The sequence below is a fragment of the Paenimyroides tangerinum genome, assembly GCF_003865405.1.
Lineage (GTDB): Bacteria > Bacteroidota > Bacteroidia > Flavobacteriales > Flavobacteriaceae > Flavobacterium > Flavobacterium tangerinum.
In genome coordinates this window covers 1-19,000 of sequence record NZ_RQVQ01000041.1, presented here as the reverse complement: position 1 = coordinate 19,000, position 19,000 = coordinate 1, and the positions used below count along the sequence as shown (strand labels likewise).

The 19,000-nt window shown below is 31.2% G+C and carries 13 protein-coding genes and 3 tRNA genes; 8 read left to right on the top strand and 8 right to left on the bottom strand.

Translation table 11 applies throughout. The features are described from left to right. Positions 1-130: 130 nt before the first annotated feature. The 4 genes from EG240_RS13790 to gldJ all read right to left on the bottom strand — a co-directional run bounded on the left by EG240_RS13790 (position 131) and on the right by gldJ (position 6,031). Positions 131-1,177, bottom strand: coding sequence for a fatty acid desaturase (locus EG240_RS13790; protein ID WP_125019941.1), 1,047 nt, complete (start codon positions 1,175-1,177; stop codon positions 131-133). A 135-nt stretch (positions 1,178-1,312) separates the two neighbouring features. Beyond that, a complete protein-coding gene (locus EG240_RS13785) occupies positions 1,313-3,076 on the bottom strand; it encodes a mechanosensitive ion channel family protein (protein WP_125019940.1) in 1,764 nt (587 codons plus the stop codon). A 39-nt stretch (positions 3,077-3,115) separates the two neighbouring features. Continuing rightward, positions 3,116-4,393 carry a UDP-N-acetylmuramoyl-tripeptide--D-alanyl-D-alanine ligase gene (locus tag EG240_RS13780; RefSeq protein ID WP_125019939.1) on the bottom strand — a complete coding sequence of 426 codons (1,278 nt, stop codon included), beginning with the start codon at positions 4,391-4,393 and terminating at the stop codon, positions 3,116-3,118. 54 nt (positions 4,394-4,447) lie between these two features. After that, the gene (gldJ, locus tag EG240_RS13775; protein ID WP_125019948.1) at positions 4,448-6,031 is read right to left on the bottom strand and encodes a gliding motility lipoprotein GldJ; all 1,584 of its coding nucleotides are present in this window, start codon (positions 6,029-6,031) and stop codon (positions 4,448-4,450) included. A 340-nt stretch (positions 6,032-6,371) separates the two neighbouring features. Here gldJ and porU point away from each other — a divergent pair, with 340 nt between their 5' ends. The 3 genes from porU (at position 6,372) to cdd (ending at position 11,987) form a co-directional block, all read left to right on the top strand. Further along, positions 6,372-10,187 carry a type IX secretion system sortase PorU gene (porU, locus tag EG240_RS13770; RefSeq protein WP_125019938.1) on the top strand — a complete coding sequence of 1,272 codons (3,816 nt, stop codon included), beginning with the start codon at positions 6,372-6,374 and terminating at the stop codon, positions 10,185-10,187. 37 nt (positions 10,188-10,224) lie between these two features. Continuing rightward, positions 10,225-11,433 (top strand): type IX secretion system outer membrane channel protein PorV, encoded by a 1,209-nt coding sequence (porV, locus tag EG240_RS13765; protein ID WP_125019937.1) that lies wholly within the window; start codon positions 10,225-10,227, stop codon positions 11,431-11,433. A 71-nt stretch (positions 11,434-11,504) separates the two neighbouring features. Continuing rightward, positions 11,505-11,987, top strand: a complete 483-nt coding sequence (gene cdd / locus EG240_RS13760) for a cytidine deaminase (protein WP_125019936.1) — start codon at positions 11,505-11,507, stop codon at positions 11,985-11,987. A gap of 64 nt (positions 11,988-12,051) precedes the next feature. On the opposite strand, the gene EG240_RS13755 is transcribed toward cdd, so the two are convergent. The 3 genes from EG240_RS13755 to EG240_RS13745 all read right to left on the bottom strand — a co-directional run bounded on the left by EG240_RS13755 (position 12,052) and on the right by EG240_RS13745 (position 12,334). Continuing rightward, a tRNA-Arg gene (locus EG240_RS13755) sits at positions 12,052-12,125 on the bottom strand. 38 nt (positions 12,126-12,163) lie between these two features. Then, a tRNA-Arg gene (locus EG240_RS13750) sits at positions 12,164-12,237 on the bottom strand. A 23-nt stretch (positions 12,238-12,260) separates the two neighbouring features. Then, positions 12,261-12,334, bottom strand: a tRNA-Arg gene (locus EG240_RS13745). 182 nt (positions 12,335-12,516) lie between these two features. Here EG240_RS13745 and EG240_RS13740 point away from each other — a divergent pair. From EG240_RS13740 to secA, 5 genes are all read left to right on the top strand, one after another. Continuing rightward, the gene (locus EG240_RS13740) at positions 12,517-13,002 is read left to right on the top strand and encodes a hypothetical protein (protein ID WP_125019935.1); all 486 of its coding nucleotides are present in this window, start codon (positions 12,517-12,519) and stop codon (positions 13,000-13,002) included. A gap of 41 nt (positions 13,003-13,043) precedes the next feature. Beyond that, entirely contained in the window at positions 13,044-13,733 is a 690-nt protein-coding gene (locus EG240_RS13735; RefSeq protein ID WP_125019934.1) for an ABC transporter ATP-binding protein, read from the top strand. A 4-nt stretch (positions 13,734-13,737) separates the two neighbouring features. Then, positions 13,738-14,313: a cob(I)yrinic acid a,c-diamide adenosyltransferase gene (locus EG240_RS13730; RefSeq protein ID WP_125019933.1), complete on the top strand. Its 576-nt coding sequence runs from the start codon at positions 13,738-13,740 to the stop codon at positions 14,311-14,313. 105 nt (positions 14,314-14,418) lie between these two features. After that, a complete protein-coding gene (locus EG240_RS13725; protein ID WP_014166495.1) occupies positions 14,419-14,640 on the top strand; it encodes a DUF2795 domain-containing protein in 222 nt (73 codons plus the stop codon). An 85-nt stretch (positions 14,641-14,725) separates the two neighbouring features. After that, the gene (gene secA, locus EG240_RS13720) at positions 14,726-17,824 is read left to right on the top strand and encodes a preprotein translocase subunit SecA (RefSeq protein ID WP_125019932.1); all 3,099 of its coding nucleotides are present in this window, start codon (positions 14,726-14,728) and stop codon (positions 17,822-17,824) included. 95 nt (positions 17,825-17,919) lie between these two features. Here secA and EG240_RS13715 read toward each other — a convergent pair. Continuing rightward, positions 17,920-19,000 (bottom strand): SRPBCC family protein (locus EG240_RS13715; RefSeq protein ID WP_203229322.1); only part of this gene is annotated, 1,081 nt, incomplete at its 5' end.

Here is a 19,000-nt window from a genome sequence, read left to right as displayed (position 1 = left end):
TTATATTTTGAAATCATTCTGCAATTTCTTTCTTGTGTTTTCAATGTTAAGTTGTAATTCAGATAAAGAAAAACTACAATTAGAAAATCATATAAAAAAATCCCTCAAACGTTTTGCTTGAGGGATATTTTTATGATTTTATTTCGTTATATCTATTTGCTCTTTTAAAAGTTCCTAAGTCGTTAAAACGAATGCCATTCGCTTTCATAACTTCGTGTGCTTTTTTACGAGCAATATGTCTAATATAAAATGTTTCGTTAACAACAAAATGATGAATCGCGTGTGTCCAACCAAAGAAGAAACAAAATAACTGAAACGGAAATGTCCACCAAACGTTTAAAACTTGTGTTTGTTCAATAACGTTTCCTTTTTCAACATCTCCAAAATAATGTAAATTCGAAGTGATAAAATGTAAACAGAATTGACGTAGTAAATTCGGTAATAAAATGATATAAATCAATGGATTTGTATAATCTAATATCGAAGTTAAAAACTCTGGAAACAAAATTTGCGTTGCGAAATTTGCGTTTAAAAAGTTGACTAATAAATCTGCCGTAAAAATGTATAATATTACGTGAGAGATAATCGTTAAAGGAATCAATCCTAAAAAACCGTATAATTTAATTTTATGAGCAGTTTCGTATTTTAAATTTCCGTTTTGAACTTCACGTTTGATGTCGCCAAACAAACTATAAATGCGTAATAAATTTCCTACAACTAAATCTGGAGTAAAAAGTAAACGTTTCAAGTTCCATTTTTCTCCATTGGTAACGCCACGTTCTTCAATATCATGCAAAGTTCCAGAGAATCGATGATGGTGGTAATGTAAGGTTCTTCTAAACCATGGATTCAAAGTTAACGGACGTAAAATCCAAACTCCAAAAAGCATAATGTTATGTACCACTTTATTTTCTTTGAAATACATATAATGAATTAAATCGTGTTCTAATTCATGTAGAATTCCAAATAAAAAAGCATTTACTAAAATTAAAATCCACCCAGGGACAATATTTATGTACCATAAATACCCCATAAAAAGAGAAAGACCAGCTGCTAAAAAAAATATTGCAAAGCCAATAGCATTCTGTTCTTTTAGAATCGGATAGCGTAATTTTAAATTTGCATATGATTCAGAAATTTCTCTACGTATTAAACTTGTTCGTTGTTTATGCGTCACAATTATTGAATTTTAATTCGTTGCAATTTACTGATTTATTAGCTATTCATATGCGATTTTTCTAACCTTAACTTATTTTTTAGAAATGATAAATAAATTAAGGTTACTAAATTTTATTACTATTATTTTACTAAATTAATTTGATTCTTTCAAATCCTCTTTGTTTTCGATAATATCTATAAACTGAACAGACTTTAGTGAAATGTTTTTCTCCTTAAATGTATTATGAATACTCTTGATTAAATCAGATTTTATCTGAAACATATTTTCTGGTTGAAATGTAATTGCGTTTATTTCATAGGTTGCATTATTGTCATTAAGACTTAGTTGAAAAACGTAAGGAGGTACTTTATCTGTTATTCCTTTGGTGTTTTTGGCAGCTAAAAGTAGTGTTTCTGTAATCAATTCTTCAGAATACATATATCTAACATTGATAACAGTGGAAAGACATAAACCATTTGTTTTACCAATTGATGAATAATTTACTGTAGCTCCTGTTAAAATTGTTGAATTAGGAATAGTTATGTCTTCATTATTAAATGTTTTTAGACGAGTTACTAAAGCATTTTTTTCTATAACAATCCCTGTAATATTTCCGACTTTAATCCAATCTTTTATCTGAAAAGGGCGCATGTATGTAATTACAATTCCTGCAACTGCGTTTGAAATTGCTGACGAAGATCCTATCGAAATTAAAATACCCAAGAATACAGAAATTCCCTGAAAAGATTTGGTTTCAGCTCCAGGTAAATAAGGGAAAATGATAATCAGTAAAAAAACTAAAGTTATAAATCTTAAAATTAGATAAGTTGGTTTTGCCCATTCTTTATAGAAACCGTTAATTTTAATTGTTCCTTTTCCGATCTCAAAAGCAAAATATCGAAATATTTTTAAGGTGTAATTTCCTAATATTAATATGAAAATAATTTTTACCAAATTTGGTAAATAAGCGACAATCGAATCTAATAAAGATTTAATTGGTTCTAATATTACTTGTTGCATCTCATTTGCCCAAGCGCTTGTTTGTGGGAAAATTTTTAATGCAATAGGTAAGGCAGAAAATATAACTATTAAGAATACAAATGCTTTAACTAAAACAAATAATTTTGAAATAAAAGATATTAATTGTTGGTGTTTAAAGACCTGATGTCTTTTGATGGTTAAACCATTTTCAAGAAGTTTTTTATTATTTGTTATCCGATCTCTAAGTTTGTTTAATAATTTGTTAATCAACTTGATTATTAAAATAACAGCAAGGATAATTAAAAAAAATTCCCCTCCACGAATCATTTGGACTTTAAAACTGTTTTGATTTCTTTGATCTTCTACTTTATCACCAATAATTGTTTTGAACTTATTAGCTAGTTCAGTAGGTGTTGCGTTTTCCCAAAGAGCATCTATTTCGTTTACACCGATGATGATTTTACCATCATAAGTAATGATTTCTGTGTTGAAATTATTTTCAATTTTTAGTGAATCTTTATAGAAAAAGGGCGCGTCGTATAAAGCTTCAATTTTTTTTTGGGCAGAACTTGCTCGGTCAAATGCTGAGTATTGACCAACACGTGAATAAATTTTAAAAAGTGTGTCGTTATTCAATACGATTGGCGCGCCATCCGTAATTGCTTTTATTCGATCTATTTCAGCAAGTTTCTTCTTAATTTCTGTTGAATCAACAGTGTTTTTTTTAGATTCGAGATCAATATTGCTATTAAGCATATTCTTGATTTCCTTTGTAAGTATATCAATTCGAAGCGAATCTTTAATTCGAAGATTTCTTACTTCTTTTAATTCATTTTGAATTTTGATGTAATTAGAATCTATTTGGGTGTTTTCTTGAGAAAAACACCCAATAGATATAATTGTAAAAATTACTAAATAAAATAATCTTTGTATCACAGTATCTATTTTTAGTTTAAAGATACTATTTTTTTGATATTAAATGTGATTTAATATTTTTTCTAAAGCCATACCTCGTGAACCTTTAATCAAAATTGTTTTTTCAACGATGGGATTTGTAGTTATGTATTCCGAAAGAGATTCGTAAGATTCAAAAAACAATGACTTTTCATTTTTATTTTTAAAGAAATGTTTGCCAATAAAAAAGGTTTTTAGATTTAGTTTTTGAGCTAAATCAATAATGTTTTGATGTTCTGAATCGCTTTCATTCCCAAGTTCAAACATATCGCCTAAAAACAAAATTTTATTTTTATCGTTTAGTTGAGCGAAGTTTTCAATAGCAACAGTCATGCTGCTTGGGTTTGCATTATAAGCATCAAGTAAGATTTTATTTGAATCTTTTTGAATCCACTGTGAGCGATTGTTTGATGGAAAATAGGATTCAATTGCGTCTTTGATTTCTTCGTCAGAAACGTTGAAGTAATTTCCTATTGTAGCTGCAATTGCAATATTTGTTAAATTGTAAGTTCCTGTTAAATTAGAATGTATAACTGTATTATTCATTTTTAGATTAGCCATAGGTTGTGCTTGCGCCTCTGTGAAACAAACATCTGCAACAATGTCATCAAACGAAAAACTGTAAATTGGTAAATTCATTGTTTTTTCAACTTGAATGGTATCATCTAAATTTACAAAAGCCATTTTGTTCGTGTTTTCTAAATAAGAATACATTTCGCTTTTACCAGATATAACTCCTTCGATTCCTCCAAAACCTTCAAGATGTGCTCGTCCAAAATTGGTAATATATCCGAAATCTGGCTCTGCTATTTTACAAAGTAATTCAATTTCTTTTTGATGATTAGCTCCCATTTCTACAATTCCTAAATCGGTATTTTCATCGAAAGAAAGCAAAGTTAACGGAACTCCTATATGGTTGTTAAGATTTCCTATTGTTGCTTTAGTATTGTATTTTTTTGAAAGTACGCTATAAATTAACTCCTTAGAAGTGGTTTTTCCATTACTTCCTGTCAAAGCTACAATTGGTAAGCCAAGTTGTTTTCTATGGTAATTTGCTAAAAGCTGTAAAGTTTGTAAACTGTCTTCGACAAGAAGCATTTTGTTTGAATCTGTACAAAATTCTTTATTGTCTAAAATAACATATTTAGCTCCTTTGTTTAAAGCTTCTTTTACAAATGTGTTTGCGTCAAAATTCTCTCCTTTCAAAGCTATGAAAAGAGTATTTTCTTGAATGTTTCTAGTATCTGTACAAACGCTATTACATTCTAAAAAGCATTGGTATATTTCTTCAATTCTCATATTTCAAAAATAAAAAAAAGCCCTAAATAAATAGGGCTTTTTCTTGAATTTATATTAACCGCGAGGTTTATTCTTTTTGTTTGTTCCGCCAATCTTAGACATTGCGTTTCTGAATCCAATAAAATCAGTTGCTACAAATTGATCCATATATCTTCTAGTTGCAGGATCTAACCAATAAGCTCTGTCTTTCCAAGATCCACCTTTGTAAACTCTAGATTGATCAGTAATTAAAGATGTTTTTGATACTGCATCATAAGTTCCAATTACATTTCCATTATCGTCATATGTAAAAGTATTATCTGGAGCATTGTAATTACCATCTTTATAAGCGATGGAATTGTCGCTGTTGAAGTTTGTTCTTAAGAAAGTATCACTTTCGCTAACAACAGTTTTTTCAATTTGACCAGGTAATGTTCTTGGACGTAATTTTCCGTTTGGTAAAGTATCGTAAACGATATTTGTTTGTACGATTTGAACTGTTCCATCTGGACCTATAACATTTTTAGTATAAACATTTCCACGGAAGTAGTTGATATCGTTTTCTTCAGAGTTAATCATCGGACGATAAACATCTGCTACCCATTCAGCAACGTTTCCAGCCATGTCATATAATCCCCAATCATTTGGTGGGAATGCTTTAACAGGTGAAGTGTATCCGCCTTGATCAGTTTTCCAACCTGCAACTCCGCCATAATCTCCACGACTTTGTTTGTAGTTAGCTAAATGATCTCCTTTGGTTTTTCTTGCAGAAGTTCTTGTATCTTCAGATCCCCAAGGATATTTTTTTCTACCTTTAGTATTGTTGTATTCTCTGTCATCACGTCTTGCGCCAGCTGCATATTCCCACTCAGCTTCAGTTGGTAAACGGAATTCAGCAGTAAATAATCCAAATGATTGAGTTGCATAAACGTTCTTTTGTCCGTCCTTAGCTTTGTTTCTTACGCCTTTAAAAACAATACTGTCGTTTCCTCCGTATGCTTTATTAGGTGCATTTAAGTAAGCATCTGTTGAGAATGATTGCTCTCCTAAAGCATCTTTAGTTTTAGCATTTTTCTTTAGATATCCAGCTCTTTCTAAATTTAGTTCGTTTACACGATCTGTTCTCCATTTAGAAAAATCATTAGCTTGAATCCAAGAAACACCAACAACAGGGTAATCTGCGTAAGCAGGATGTCTTAAATACGTGTTCGTAAGAGTTTCAGTAAAACCTAATTTATTTCTCCATACCAATGTATCTGGTAATGCCGATTGGTAAATACCACGATATTGAGGCTCAGAAATAGGATAAACTTGTTTAATCCAATATAAGTACTCAGTGTACATCATATTAGTAACTTCGGTTTCATCCATATAAAAAGACTGAACATATTGTTGAGTAGAAGCATTGTTCCATTCTCCCATTACGTCTTCTTGCAGTCTTCCCATAGTAAAAGTTCCACCTTCAACCTCAACCATACCATATGGTGTTTGTTGACCATTATAGTTTGTGTTGTATTGGAAACCGTCTTTTTTTCCATTAATTTTCCAGCCAGTAGCTGAAGAGTTTCCTACGGTACTGTTGTTGCTACAACTAGTTAAACTCACTGAAGCAAACATAGCTGCAATCAGTTGTAATGTCATAAGTTTATTAATCTTCATCATTAAAAGTAGGTAATAAATTTCGTTGCAATATAATAATTAACGTTTGATTAGCAATATCTAAATTAAATTTATTTACAAAAAGTTATTATTTTAAATAATAATTAGATGAATCAATGCGTTTGTTTATTGTATTATTAATATTTTGAGTTGATAAATATAGGAATGTTTTTTTTATAATTGTTGTCTTTGTGTTAAAAAAAACTAAATTTCTTCTTTTTGGTTAAAATTGGAAATTTATATTTAATTTTATAAGTTAGTTATACTGTGGTCAATTTGGCTTATTTTAAAGTCTTTTTTGATCAAAAAAATGTTTATGAATTAATATATTCATTAAAATATGAAAAAAATATTTTTAATTACTTCGCTTTTTTTGTCGTTTTTGGGTTTTGCTCAGAGCGGAAAATCAACTTTAAAGTGGAATAATGAACTTAATATAAATTCGAAATCTACGAATATTGTTCCTCAATTTCAGACAGAGAATTATTATTATAACATGGCTTCTAAAGAAATTCAATATTCTGAATTGATTAAAGAAAATCAGCCAGTTGACGAAAAATCATTTAAAATATCTAATGTTGTTTATGAAAATATCGATTTAAATAAATATAAAGATATTGCAAAGGATAAAATTTCTTCTGAAATTAAATTCAGTGTTCAAAATTCAAAAGCAGATGGACAAAACAATGTTTTATTGGTTTTAAATCCTATTGTGAAATCTGGCAATTCGTTTAAAAAGATTGTGTCTTTCGATTACACTTATCAAAACCGACCGAATTATGGAAACGCTTCAAGACGTGATATTGCAACTGCTAATTCTGTTTTAGCAACTGGGGATTGGTTTAAATTTAAAATTGATCAAAATGGTGTTTATCGGTTAGATAAAAATTTTCTAACACAATTGGGAATTCCTAGCTCTGTAGATCCAAGAACCATTAAAATTTATAGTCATGGTGGAAAACCACTTCCGTTAAAAAATAGCGATAATTTATATTATGATATTCCAGAAATTGCAATACAAGTTGAAGGAGAAGCAGATGGGCAATTAAATGATTCTGATTATATTCTATTTTATGGAAAAGGAATTTATGGTTGGGATGAAGTAAATTTATCTCATATTAATATATATGATGAAAATGCTTATTATTATATAACTTATGGAGGGAATCAAGGTAAGCGTATTTCTAATGTAACTCAACCTTCAGGAAATGCCTCAGTAAATTATAATTCTTTTGATGATCGTGTTTTTCATGAAAAAAATAGAGTAACAATTGGAAATTTAAGTCGTAAATGGTTTGGTGAAGTTTTTAATGTGAATAATCAACAAAATTTCACGTTTGAATTACCAGGAATTATTAATTCTGAGCCAGTTTCGTTGACTTCTGTTGTAGCTGCTAGTTCGCCAAATGTATCGAGTTTTACTTTTACTGTAAACAATCAAAATGCTGGAATGGTTTCGTTGGGTGGTGTTTCAGCAGATTTTTATGCAAATGAGGGTTTTTTAAGAAGTGATGTTAATTTAACAGGAACGACTGCTGTTGTTGGTGTTAATTATAATAACGGTGGAGTTCCTTCTGCAAATGGTTATTTAGATTATATTGCTTTAGATTATAAAAAACGTTTAGAAGGTTATGGTAAGCAATTTGGATTTAGAGTTGACGATGCGGCTACTCAAATCGGAATTGGAGCTTTTAATTTTACTAATGCAAGTGGTATTTCTAATGTTTGGGATGTTTCCGACCATCAAAATGTAAGGAACGTTACCTCAAATACATCCAATTCATTTTCTTTTAAAGCTTCATTAGGTGAAATTAAAGAATATCAAACGGTTGTGCCAGCGAATTATTACAATCCAATCATGATTAGTAATCCAAGGGTTGCAAATCAGAATTTAAAGGGGACTATTTTCGCAGATGGCAATGTTGATTATTTAATAATTACGTCACCTGATTTACGTGCTTCTGCTGAACGTCTGGCTCAGTTTCATAAAATGAATTCAAATTTAAATGCTAAAGTTGTTACTGTTAATACGATTTATGAAGAATTTTCTTCAGGTCAACAAGATGTTTCAGCGATTAGAAATTTTGTTCGATATGTTTATATGAATGCACCGGATCCGAATCGAAGAGTGAAGTATTTGAACATGTTTGGTGATACAAATAACGATTATGTAAATGAATTATCTAGTGAGAATAAAGTGCCATCTTTTTATTATTTAAATCCTTCTTGGCAGGGTAATGGGAATTTTCATACCCAAACATCTTTTGTTACTGATGATTTTTATGTTTTGATGGATGATGAAGAAGGTTATATTATTGGTCAAAATTATTCGGGACTAGATATTGCTGTTGGAAGAATGACAGTTGGAAATTCTCAACAAGCGAATCAAACAATCGATAAAGTGATTAATTATCACAAAATTGAAAATGCAGGACGATGGAGAAATAATTACGTTGCACTAGCTGATGATGTAGATGTAGCTGATGATTTTCGACTTCAAAAAACTTTAAATGAAATGGTTGAAGCTCTTGAGACTTATAAACCATTTTTCAATATCAATAAAATTTATACGGATGCCTATGTGCAAGAAATAACTCCTGGAGGTGCGCGTTATCCAAAAGCAAAAGCTGATTTTATTCAAGCGATAAATAATGGTGCTTTAATGGTGAATTATCTAGGTCATGGCGCTGAGTATGGGTTAGCGCAAGAACGTTTGTTAGAAGCTTATGATATTGATGGTTTAAGAAATGGAGATAGGTTGCCACTTTTTGCCATTATTACTTGTGAATATACACGTTTTGATAATCCGAATGATTTATCTGGGGGTGAACGTTTGTTTCTAAAACCAGATGGAGGTGCTATAGGTTTAATTGCAACAACTCGTAAAATTACTGTTACAAATGCTAACCTATTTACAAAAGATTTATCTGAAGTTTTGTTTAGTTATCATTCAAATGATTATCCGTCGATTGGTGAAGCTCTTCGTTTGACTAAAAATCAATTTTCATCAAATGAAAAGGCTGTTGTTTTTTGCATTGGTGATCCTGCTCTTAAATTGGCAATTCCAAAACCTAAAGTTGAGTTGACTCATATAAATAATGTGCCAATTTCTTCAACAGCACCTGCTTTGAGGGCTTTGGATTTAATTAAATTAGGTGGAGAAGTAACAGATGAAAATGGGAATTTACTAACTAATTTTACGGGTGATTTAGCAGTGCAGATTTTTGATAAGGATATTGAACGGAGAACATTAGGAAACGATGGGGTTCCGATGTATATGGATTTTAAAACTTTAGGTGAAACTATTTTTAGAGGAAATGCTTCTGTAGAAAACGGAAAATTTGAAATTGAATTTGTTGTTCCAAAAGATATTCGAATTCCTCTTGGTGAAGGTAAAGCGAGTTTTTATGCTTTAAAAAATGGAACTGTTTTAGATGATTATACAGGTGATAATAAAGTGATTAGAGTTGGAGGAGTAAATGAAAATGCAGCTCAAGACAATAATCCGCCAACTTTACAGTTATATATGAATGATGAGTCATTTATTTCTGGTGGAATCACAAATGCGTCTCCTTTATTATTAGTTAATTTGGAAGATGATAATGGAATGAATACAGCAAGCGGGATCGGTCATGATATCGTTGCAATTCTAGATGGAAATGAAAATGAACCTTTCGTTTTGAATGATTATTACGAAACTGAGGCAAATAATTTCAGAAAAGGAATTGTGAAATTTCCTTTCGCTAATTTAGAAAAAGGACTACATACATTGACAGTCAAAGCTTTTGATGTCTATAACAACATGGCTGTTGGAGATATCGAGTTTATTGTTGCTGGAAACGAAAGCTTGGAAATTGATCGTGTATTGAATTATCCAAATCCATTTGTGAATTATACAGAGTTTTGGTTCCAACACAATAGACCGGCTGAGCCGTTGCAAGTTCAGGTTCAGATTTTGACAGTAACAGGAAAAATAGTAAAAACAATAAACCAGATTATCACAACAGACGGATTCTTATCGCGAGATATTACTTGGGACGGAAAAGATGATTTTGGTGATCGAATAGGAAAAGGAGTTTATATTTATAAGCTTAAAGTGAAATCTACAATCACCGGACAACAAGCAGAGAAAATAGAAAAGCTTGTGATTTTGTAAGATTGTATTATATTTGTATAATTAACATAGTGAACGAATGAGAAAAATATCTATATTATCTTTTTGTGCAATTTTAGGACAAGGAGTATATGCCCAACAAGAAATAACATTACCAGATTTATATCTTTCACAAGGAATGGCTCCAATTACAACCGGAGTTCCTTTCTTGCTAATTAACGCAGATGCTCGTTCTGCAGGTATGGGAGATATGGGTGTTGCTACTAGTCCAGATGCTTTTTCTCAGCAACACAATGCTGCGAAATATGCTTTCTCAGAAAAGCAACAAGGTTTTGCAATTAGTTATACGCCTTATATGGCAAGTATTGCAAGCGATATTTCATTAGCTCAATTAAATTATTTTAATAAACTTAATGAAAGAAGTGCTATTGCTGCAAGTTTTCGTTATTTCGGAATGGGGGATATTGAATTAATGGAGTCTTTTGGTGCGATTCCTGTAACGGTTTCTCCAAATGAGTTAGCTTTAGATGTTTCAGGTTCGTTGAAATTATCTGAAACTTTTTCAGGAGCTGTTACATTACGTTATATTAGTTCAAATTTAAAAATTCCTTCAAGTAATGAATCTGGTGCTGCAAGTGCGGTTGCAGTTGATATTGCAGGATATTATCAATCAGAAGTTATGCGAAATAATGGTTTTGATGGTCGATTAAGAGCTGGTTTTGCAATTCAGAATATGGGTCCTAAAATCAAATATACAGATGATCAATTTTCAGAAAATTTCTTACCAACAAATTTGAGATTAGGAGTTGGTTATGATTTTATTTTAGATCAATATAATAAAATTTCTGCTTACGGAGAAGTTACTAAATTGATGGTTCCTTCTCATCAATATCCGAGTTATATTGATGCAAATGGAAATGGTGAGCAAGATGCAAATGAACCTACTAATTGGCACAGAAACGAATATCGTGAGAAAGGATGGTTCGGTGGAATGTTTAGTTCTTTTGGCGATGCGCCAGGTGGTTTCAGTGAGGAATTAAAGGAGTTTACTTGGTCTTTAGGAGGTGAATATTGGTATCAAGATTCGTTTGCTTTCCGTTTAGGATATTTCCATGAAAGTGAGATGAAAGGTGCACGTCAATATGCTACTTTAGGAGCGGGCTTTAGATATAATATTGTAAATATTGATGTTTCGTATTTGTTTGCAACAGGAGCGACGCAAAATCCGTTAGAGAATTCATTGAGATTTTCTTTGACATTTAATTTTGGTAAAAATAATTATAAATAATATTTAGTTTTAAAAGATAAAAAATCCAAACTCATTTCAAGTTTGGATTTTTTTGCCTCAATACTTTTTTTATGAAGGAAATTAAAATAGATGTAGCTTTTAAGGTATATTCTTCAATTGATGAATTGGAAGGAAAAGAGAAAGATTTAATGTTGGAAGCTGTTGAAATTCGTAAGAAAGCTTATGCTCCGTATTCTAAATTTAGAGTTGGTGCTGCGATTTTATTAGAAAGTGGGCGAATTATTACAGGTTCAAATCAAGAAAATGCAGCTTATCCATCTGGATTATGTGCTGAGAGAACTGCTATTTTTTATGCAGGAGCAAATTTTCCGAACGAAAAAATTTTAGCAATTGCAATTTCAGCATGTTCAGATTTGAAAATTACAAATGGTCCGATTCCGCCATGTGGTTCTTGTCGTCAATCTATGTTTGAATATGAGGTTAAACAAGAAACTCCAATAAAATTATTTTGTATGGGTGGAGTAGGTGAAGTTATAGAGTCGGATTCGGTAGGTAATATTTTACCGTTTCATTTTGACAAATCAGTGTTGTAGATTTTAAATTAATTGAATTTAGTAGAATAAAAAAAGCAATTCGTAAAGAATTGCTTTTTTTTTGTGACCTCGACTGGATTCAAACCAGTAACCTCTTGAGCCGTAATCAAGTGCGCTATTCAGTTGCGCCACGAGGCCGTGTTGAAAAAATAAAATGTCTAAAGAAAAAAAAGTTGTGACCTCGACTGGATTCAAACCAGTAACCTCTTGAGCCGTAATCAAGTGCGCTATTCAGTTGCGCCACGAGGCCTTTTTTCTTTAAAACAAATTTTGTGACCTCGACTGGATTCAAACCAGTAACCTCTTGAGCCGTAATCAAGTGCGCTATTCAGTTGCGCCACGAGGCCATTTGTTTTGTTTTTCAACGGTGCAAATATACTCACGTTTTTAAACTCTCGCAAGTAAATGGCTTAAAAAAGTTGAACTTTTTTTTATTCAGTTTCTAACTATCTCGTTTTTAATTCATATCGATTTTTTAAATAAATTAAACACTAATGTTTCTTCTTATACTTATCTTTGTCACAACTTAATGGAAATTAAATCTAAGATGTTTAGTTATCTAAAATTTTGGTTGAAATCATCAAACCAACATGGATTGCATTCACCTTTTGTTTATAATTATTTAACAAAAGGGCTGTATGAAGTAAAAAATCAATCAGACAAAAAACAATTAAATTGGATACTAAAATCCATAAATTACTTTAATCCTAATAAGATTTTTGTTTGTGATGCATTAAAGAATCAACATGTTCAATTTCATCAAATACAAACTGAATTTTTTGAAGATGCCGATTTAATTTTTATAAATTCTAATTCAGGATTTGATTTAGATGAGTTAATTAGTAAAATGAATTCTGAACAATTGTTGTTTATTTGTAATGAAAAATACCAAAGTGCATTGCAAAGAAAATTACAAAACGATGATTCTGTAATTGTTTTGGTTGATTTTTATGTAGGAAGTTTGATTTCTAAACGAACTGAACAATTAAAACAAAATTTCTTCTTAAGATTGTAACAATTAAAGAGTTTTGACTACTTATTAAATAAATAGTGGCTATGAAAAACCTTATTATAAAAATTTCAGATATTAAACGTGATTTTGCTCTAGGAAGCGAAATTGTTTACGTTTTAAAAGGAGTTGATTTGGAAATTGAAAAAGGAGAATATGTCGCTTTGATGGGGCCGTCTGGTTCAGGAAAATCAACATTAATGAATATTCTCGGATGTTTAGATACTCCAACTTCTGGAAATTACACTTTGAATGGTAAGGATGTTAGTGAAATGGATGAAAAAAGTTTAGCCGAGATTCGTAATAAAGAAATTGGTTTTGTATTTCAAACTTTTAATCTTTTGCCTAGAACTACTGCTCTGGATAATGTGGCTTTGCCAATGATCTATGCTGGTAAATCTAAATCTGAAAGAAATGAACGCGCAGCTGAGGTGTTAGAGCAAGTTGGTTTAGGAGATCGAATGGATCATCATCCAAATCAGTTATCTGGAGGTCAGCGTCAACGTGTAGCTGTTGCTCGTGCATTGGTCAATCATCCTTCTATTATTTTAGCAGATGAACCAACAGGTAACTTAGATAGTAAAACTTCTGTTGAAATTATGATGTTGTTTGATGAAATTCACGCAAAAGGAAATACAGTAATTTTAGTAACTCACGAAGAAGATATTGCGGCTCATGCGCATCGAATCATACGTTTACGTGATGGTGTGGTCGAAAGTGATAATCGAATTAAATAAAAATATGAAAGTTTATACAAAAACAGGTGACAAAGGAACTACTGCTTTGTTCGGTGGAACACGAGTTCCAAAATATCATTTACGAATTGATAGTTACGGTACTGTTGATGAATTGAATTCGTACATTGGTTTGATTCGTGATCAAGAAATCAATCAACATTATAAAGAAATTTTGATTGATATTCAGGATAAACTTTTTACGGTTGGTGCAATTTTGGCAACGGATCCAGAGAAAGCAATCTTGAAAAATGGTAAAGAACGTTTGAATATTCCTAAAATTTCTGAAGAAGAAGTTGCTCAACTAGAAACTGAAATTGACGCAATGGAATCGGAGTTACCGCCTATGACTCATTTTGTTTTGCCTGGTGGACATACAACGGTGTCATATTGTCATATTGCTAGATGTGTTTGTCGTAGAGCAGAGCGCTTAGCAACTGAATTAAATGACATGGAACCGACAGATTTAATGGTTTTAAAATATCTAAACCGTCTTTCTGACTATCTTTTTGTGTTGGCACGAAAGTTGTCCTTTGACTTAAAAGCAGATGAAGTGAAATGGATTCCTAAAAAGACCGAATAACTCGATTTGTTAAGTCGTTCTTAAATTTCATTTAATATTGCAAAAAAAAACTTGGAAATCTAAGTTAAAAAATTATTTTTGCATTAAAATATAAATAAAGTAGAGATGTATTGGACATTAGAATTAGCGTCATATTTAAGTGATGCCCCTTGGCCAGCAACTAAAGATGAATTGATTGATTATGCTATCAGAACTGGTGCACCTTTAGAAGTTGTTGAAAATTTACAATCTATTGAAGATGAAGGAGAAATCTATGAATCAATGGAAGAAATTTGGCCTGATTATCCTTCAGACGAAGATTATCTTTGGAACGAGGATGAATATTAGTAAAGAAATATAAGAAAAAGTCTCCTTTACAGCGAGGCTTTTTTGTTTATATATAACGGATTTTTAATTAATTAAAATTGTATTTATGAGTATCATAAATAGTATCCTAAAGGCCTTTGTTGGTGACAAATCTCAAAAAGATGTCAAAGCAATTAGACCAATAGTTGAAAAAATTAACTCGTACCAATTGTCATATGAAACTTTATCACATGACGAATTACGTGCTAAAACAGTTTATTTTCAAGATAAAATTAAGCAAGCTAGAGCAGATCAAGATGCGAAAATCGCTTCTTATCGCGAAGAGTTAGAAAAAACTTCTGACATCGATAAAAGAGAAACGCTTTACGCTTCTATTGATACACTTGAAAAAGAAGCTTATGATTTATCTGAAAAAACATTATTAACTATTTTACCAGAAGCTTTTGCTGTTGTTAAAGAAACGGCCCGTCGTTTTTCTACAAATACTGAATTAGTTGTTTCTGTAAGTCAAAAAGATATCGATTTTGCTAATAGAAAAGCAAATGTTGTTATTGACGGAGATAAAGCAATTTGGAATAGTACTTGGGAAGTTGCAGGTAAAATGCTTACTTGGAACATGATTCACTACGATGTGCAAATGATCGGTGGAACAGTTATTCACCAAGGGAAAATTGCGGAAATGCAAACGGGTGAAGGTAAAACGTTAGTTTCTACTTTACCTATTTACTTAAACGCATTGACAGGAAACGGAGTTCATGTAGTTACAGTAAATGATTATTTAGCTAAACGTGATAGTATTTGGAATGCTCCTTTATTTGAATTCCATGGTTTAACTGTTGATTGTATCGATAATCACCAACCTAACTCTCCACAACGTAGAGCGGCTTATCAAGCAGATATTACTTACGGAACAAATAACGAATTTGGTTTCGATTATTTACGTGATAATATGGTTCATTCGCCAGAAGAATTGGTTCAACGTAAACATAACTTTGCAATTGTCGATGAGGTCGATTCAGTTTTAGTTGATGATGCACGTACGCCATTAATTATTTCTGGTCCAGTTCCGCAAGGAGATCGTCATGAGTTTTTAGAATTAAAACCAATGGTTGACAATTTAGTTGCTGTTCAGCGTCAGTTATCAAATACTTTCCTTACAGAAGCTAAAAAATTAATCAAAGCAGGTGATACTAAAAAAGGTGGTTTTAATTTATTAAGAGCTTATCGTGCGTTACCTAAGAATAAAGCATTGATTAAATTCTTATCAGAAGAAGGTGTTAAGCAAATTCTTCAGAAAACAGAGAATCATTTTATGCAAGATAATAATCGCGAAATGCCAAAAGTTGATGAGGCTTTGTATTTTGTGATTAATGAAAAAAACAATCAGGTTGAATTAACAGATAATGGAATCAAGTACCTTTCTCAAGGTATGGATGATCATTTCTTTGTTTTACCAGATATCGGTTCGGAAATTGCTGCAATCGATAAAATGAAAATTTCTCCTGATGAAATGACTGAACGTAAAGAAAAATTATTCCAAGATTTTGGAGTAAAATCTGAGCGTATTCATACATTGACACAATTATTAAAAGCATATTCATTATTCGAAAAAGATTCTGAATATGTAATTGTTGATAATAAAATTATGATTGTTGATGAGCAAACAGGTCGTATTATGGACGGTCGTCGTTACTCAGATGGTTTACATCAAGCAATTGAAGCTAAAGAAAATGTAAAAATTGAAGCTGCAACTCAAACGTTTGCAACTGTTACTTTACAGAATTACTTCAGAATGTACAGTAAGTTAGCCGGTATGACTGGTACAGCAATTACTGAAGCGGCTGAATTATGGGAAATTTATAAATTAGATGTTGTTGAAATTCCTACAAATCGACCTATTTCTCGTGATGATAAAGAAGATTTGATTTTCCGTTCGATCCGTGAGAAATTCAATGCAGTTATTGAAGATGTTACTGAATTGTCAAAAGCAGGTCGTCCGGTATTAATTGGTACAACTTCAGTTGAAAATTCTGAATTATTAAGTCGTATGTTAAAAATGCGTGGTGTACCTCACAACGTTTTAAATGCGAAGTTACACAAACAAGAAGCTCAAATTGTTGAGGAAGCTGGTAAGCCAGGAATTGTAACAATTGCTACAAATATGGCTGGTCGTGGAACCGATATTAAATTGACAGACGAAGTTAAGAAAGCAGGTGGTTTAGCAATTATTGGAACAGAACGTCATGATTCTCGTCGTGTTGACCGTCAGTTACGTGGTCGTGCTGGTCGTCAAGGAGACGTTGGTTCATCTCAATTCTATGTTTCTTTAGAAGATAGTTTAATGCGTTTATTTGGTTCTGAAAAAGTTGCCAAAATTATGGATAGTATGGGATTGAAAGAAGGTGAAGTAATTCAACATTCTTGGATGACTAAATCTATCGAAAGAGCGCAAAAAAGAGTAGAAGAGAATAACTTTGGTGTTCGTAAACGTTTGTTAGAATATGATGATGTTATGAATGCGCAACGTGAAGTTGTTTACAAAAGAAGACGTCATGCTTTACATGGAGATCGCTTAAAGATTGATATCGCAAATATGATTTTTGATGTTTGTGACTTTGTAGTTGAAGGAAATAAAGTAGGTAACGATTTTAAAAACTTTGAATATGCTTTAATCAAACATTTTGGAATTCAATCACCTTTTACTGCAGATCAGTTTGCTAAATCTTCAGATGTTGAATTAACTGATAAGTTATATGAATTTGTATTTAAAAAATACGAAGAGAAATGTAAAAATACAGCAGTAGAAGCTTTAAAAGTAATAACGAATGTTTATGAAAATAACGCTAATCAATTCGAAAGAATGGTTGTTCCTTTTACTGATGGAGTTAAGAATATCAACGTTGTAACGAATTTAGAAAAAGCGTATCAAACAGAAGGTAAATCATTGATTACAGATTTCGAAAAGAACATTACTTTAGCTATTGTTGACGAAGCTTGGAAAAAACATTTACGTAAAATGGATGAATTAAAGCAATCAGTTCAATTAGCTGTTCACGAACAAAAAGATCCGTTATTGATTTACAAGTTTGAAGCATTCAACTTATTTAAGTTAACAATGAATAGTATTAACTCGGATGTAGTTTCATTCTTAATGAAAGCTGACTTACCAGTTCAGAATTCAGAAGAAGTTTCTCAAGAAGCTTAAAAACAAAAAACGCCAGTCAGATGATTGGCGTTTTTGTATGGTTTTATTTTATAAAAAAAGCAACCTTTTACATTTGAAAAAAGGTTGCTTTTTTGTTATTGAACTGCAGGAATACTATCGTTTGAAACTTCAGGTATATAAATTACAGATTCGTTTACAGGAGTTAAAATTTCTGTGATCCATTCAGAAGGTTTATTTGAATCTAAAATAGATTTTTTGTAAATAGAAATTGGTTTTATACTGCTTTTAACGGTTAATTTATTTTCATTTATTCCTTTTTTATTTTCTCCCCAAGCTTTATCACTATGTGAATAATCTCCAGTTAAAGTAGTTTTATAAGCGTGAAAACTTTCTGTTTTTCCGCCAGTAATATCACTGTCTTCATTTGTGAAAATTTCTGTTGTGATTGGAAGGCAAACAGCGTAGTTTACAACTCCAGAACTAAAATTGATATTTTCGAAAATAGTAAAAGGATTTCCGTTGACTTTCAAATCATTTTCAGTACAAAAAAGTTTCATGCTTTTCATAGTTTCGAAAATTTGTTCACTCAAATTTTCGGCAGTACAACTAATCATTTTTTTGATGAAATAGGTTTCGTTTATTAAAATGATACCTTCATTTTTTACAGTGAATTTTGTATATTCTTCAATTAAATGATGATTGATGCTGTTTAAAGTTTTTTCAAATATTGGTCCGTTTATATTTTCGATTCCACCTTGAAAAAAAGCTTTAAATTTGGTTATGAAATCCATTTTTCCTTCAACTTCTAAAGTTACCAAAGTACCTTTTTTGGTTGATTTTAATTTCCATTTTAAAGTTGATTCAATATCGTCTTGATTAAGATTTAGAATCAAACTATCACTCGGGAAAACATCTGTGATTTTTATTGAACTATTTTTCCAATGAATTTCGGCATCTTTTCCTTTGCTTATAGAATCTAAAGTAAAAGGAGTAGTTTCTTCATTGAAAACTTGCCACTGTTCATAGTTTTTTAAATTGTTTAAATAATTAAAAACAGTGTATTTGGGTAAGTTAATTTCTTTCTCTTTTGAAATGGTATAATTACTGTTTTGAGTTGCAATAAAAACGGTAAGCGCAATTACGGACAAAACAATAAAAAAGAAAATGTATTTTAAGATTTTCATAGCTTTTAAATTTATCTTTTTTATTAAAAAA

Bases quoted from the DNA above. Each gene is read 5' to 3' on its own strand.
- EG240_RS13780 (WP_125019939.1), bottom strand. From the start codon at position 4,393: ATGAGAATTGAAGAAATATACCAATGCTTTTTAGAATGTAATAGCGTT.
- gldJ (WP_125019948.1), bottom strand. From the start codon at position 6,031: ATGAAGATTAATAAACTTATGACATTACAACTGATTGCAGCTATGTTT.
- porU (WP_125019938.1), top strand. From the start codon at position 6,372: ATGAAAAAAATATTTTTAATTACTTCGCTTTTTTTGTCGTTTTTGGGT.
- porV (WP_125019937.1), top strand. From the start codon at position 10,225: ATGAGAAAAATATCTATATTATCTTTTTGTGCAATTTTAGGACAAGGA.
- cdd (WP_125019936.1), top strand. From the start codon at position 11,505: ATGAAGGAAATTAAAATAGATGTAGCTTTTAAGGTATATTCTTCAATT.
- EG240_RS13740 (WP_125019935.1), top strand. From the start codon at position 12,517: ATGGAAATTAAATCTAAGATGTTTAGTTATCTAAAATTTTGGTTGAAA.
- EG240_RS13735 (WP_125019934.1), top strand. From the start codon at position 13,044: ATGAAAAACCTTATTATAAAAATTTCAGATATTAAACGTGATTTTGCT.
- EG240_RS13730 (WP_125019933.1), top strand. From the start codon at position 13,738: ATGAAAGTTTATACAAAAACAGGTGACAAAGGAACTACTGCTTTGTTC.
- EG240_RS13725 (WP_014166495.1), top strand. From the start codon at position 14,419: ATGTATTGGACATTAGAATTAGCGTCATATTTAAGTGATGCCCCTTGG.
- secA (WP_125019932.1), top strand. From the start codon at position 14,726: ATGAGTATCATAAATAGTATCCTAAAGGCCTTTGTTGGTGACAAATCT.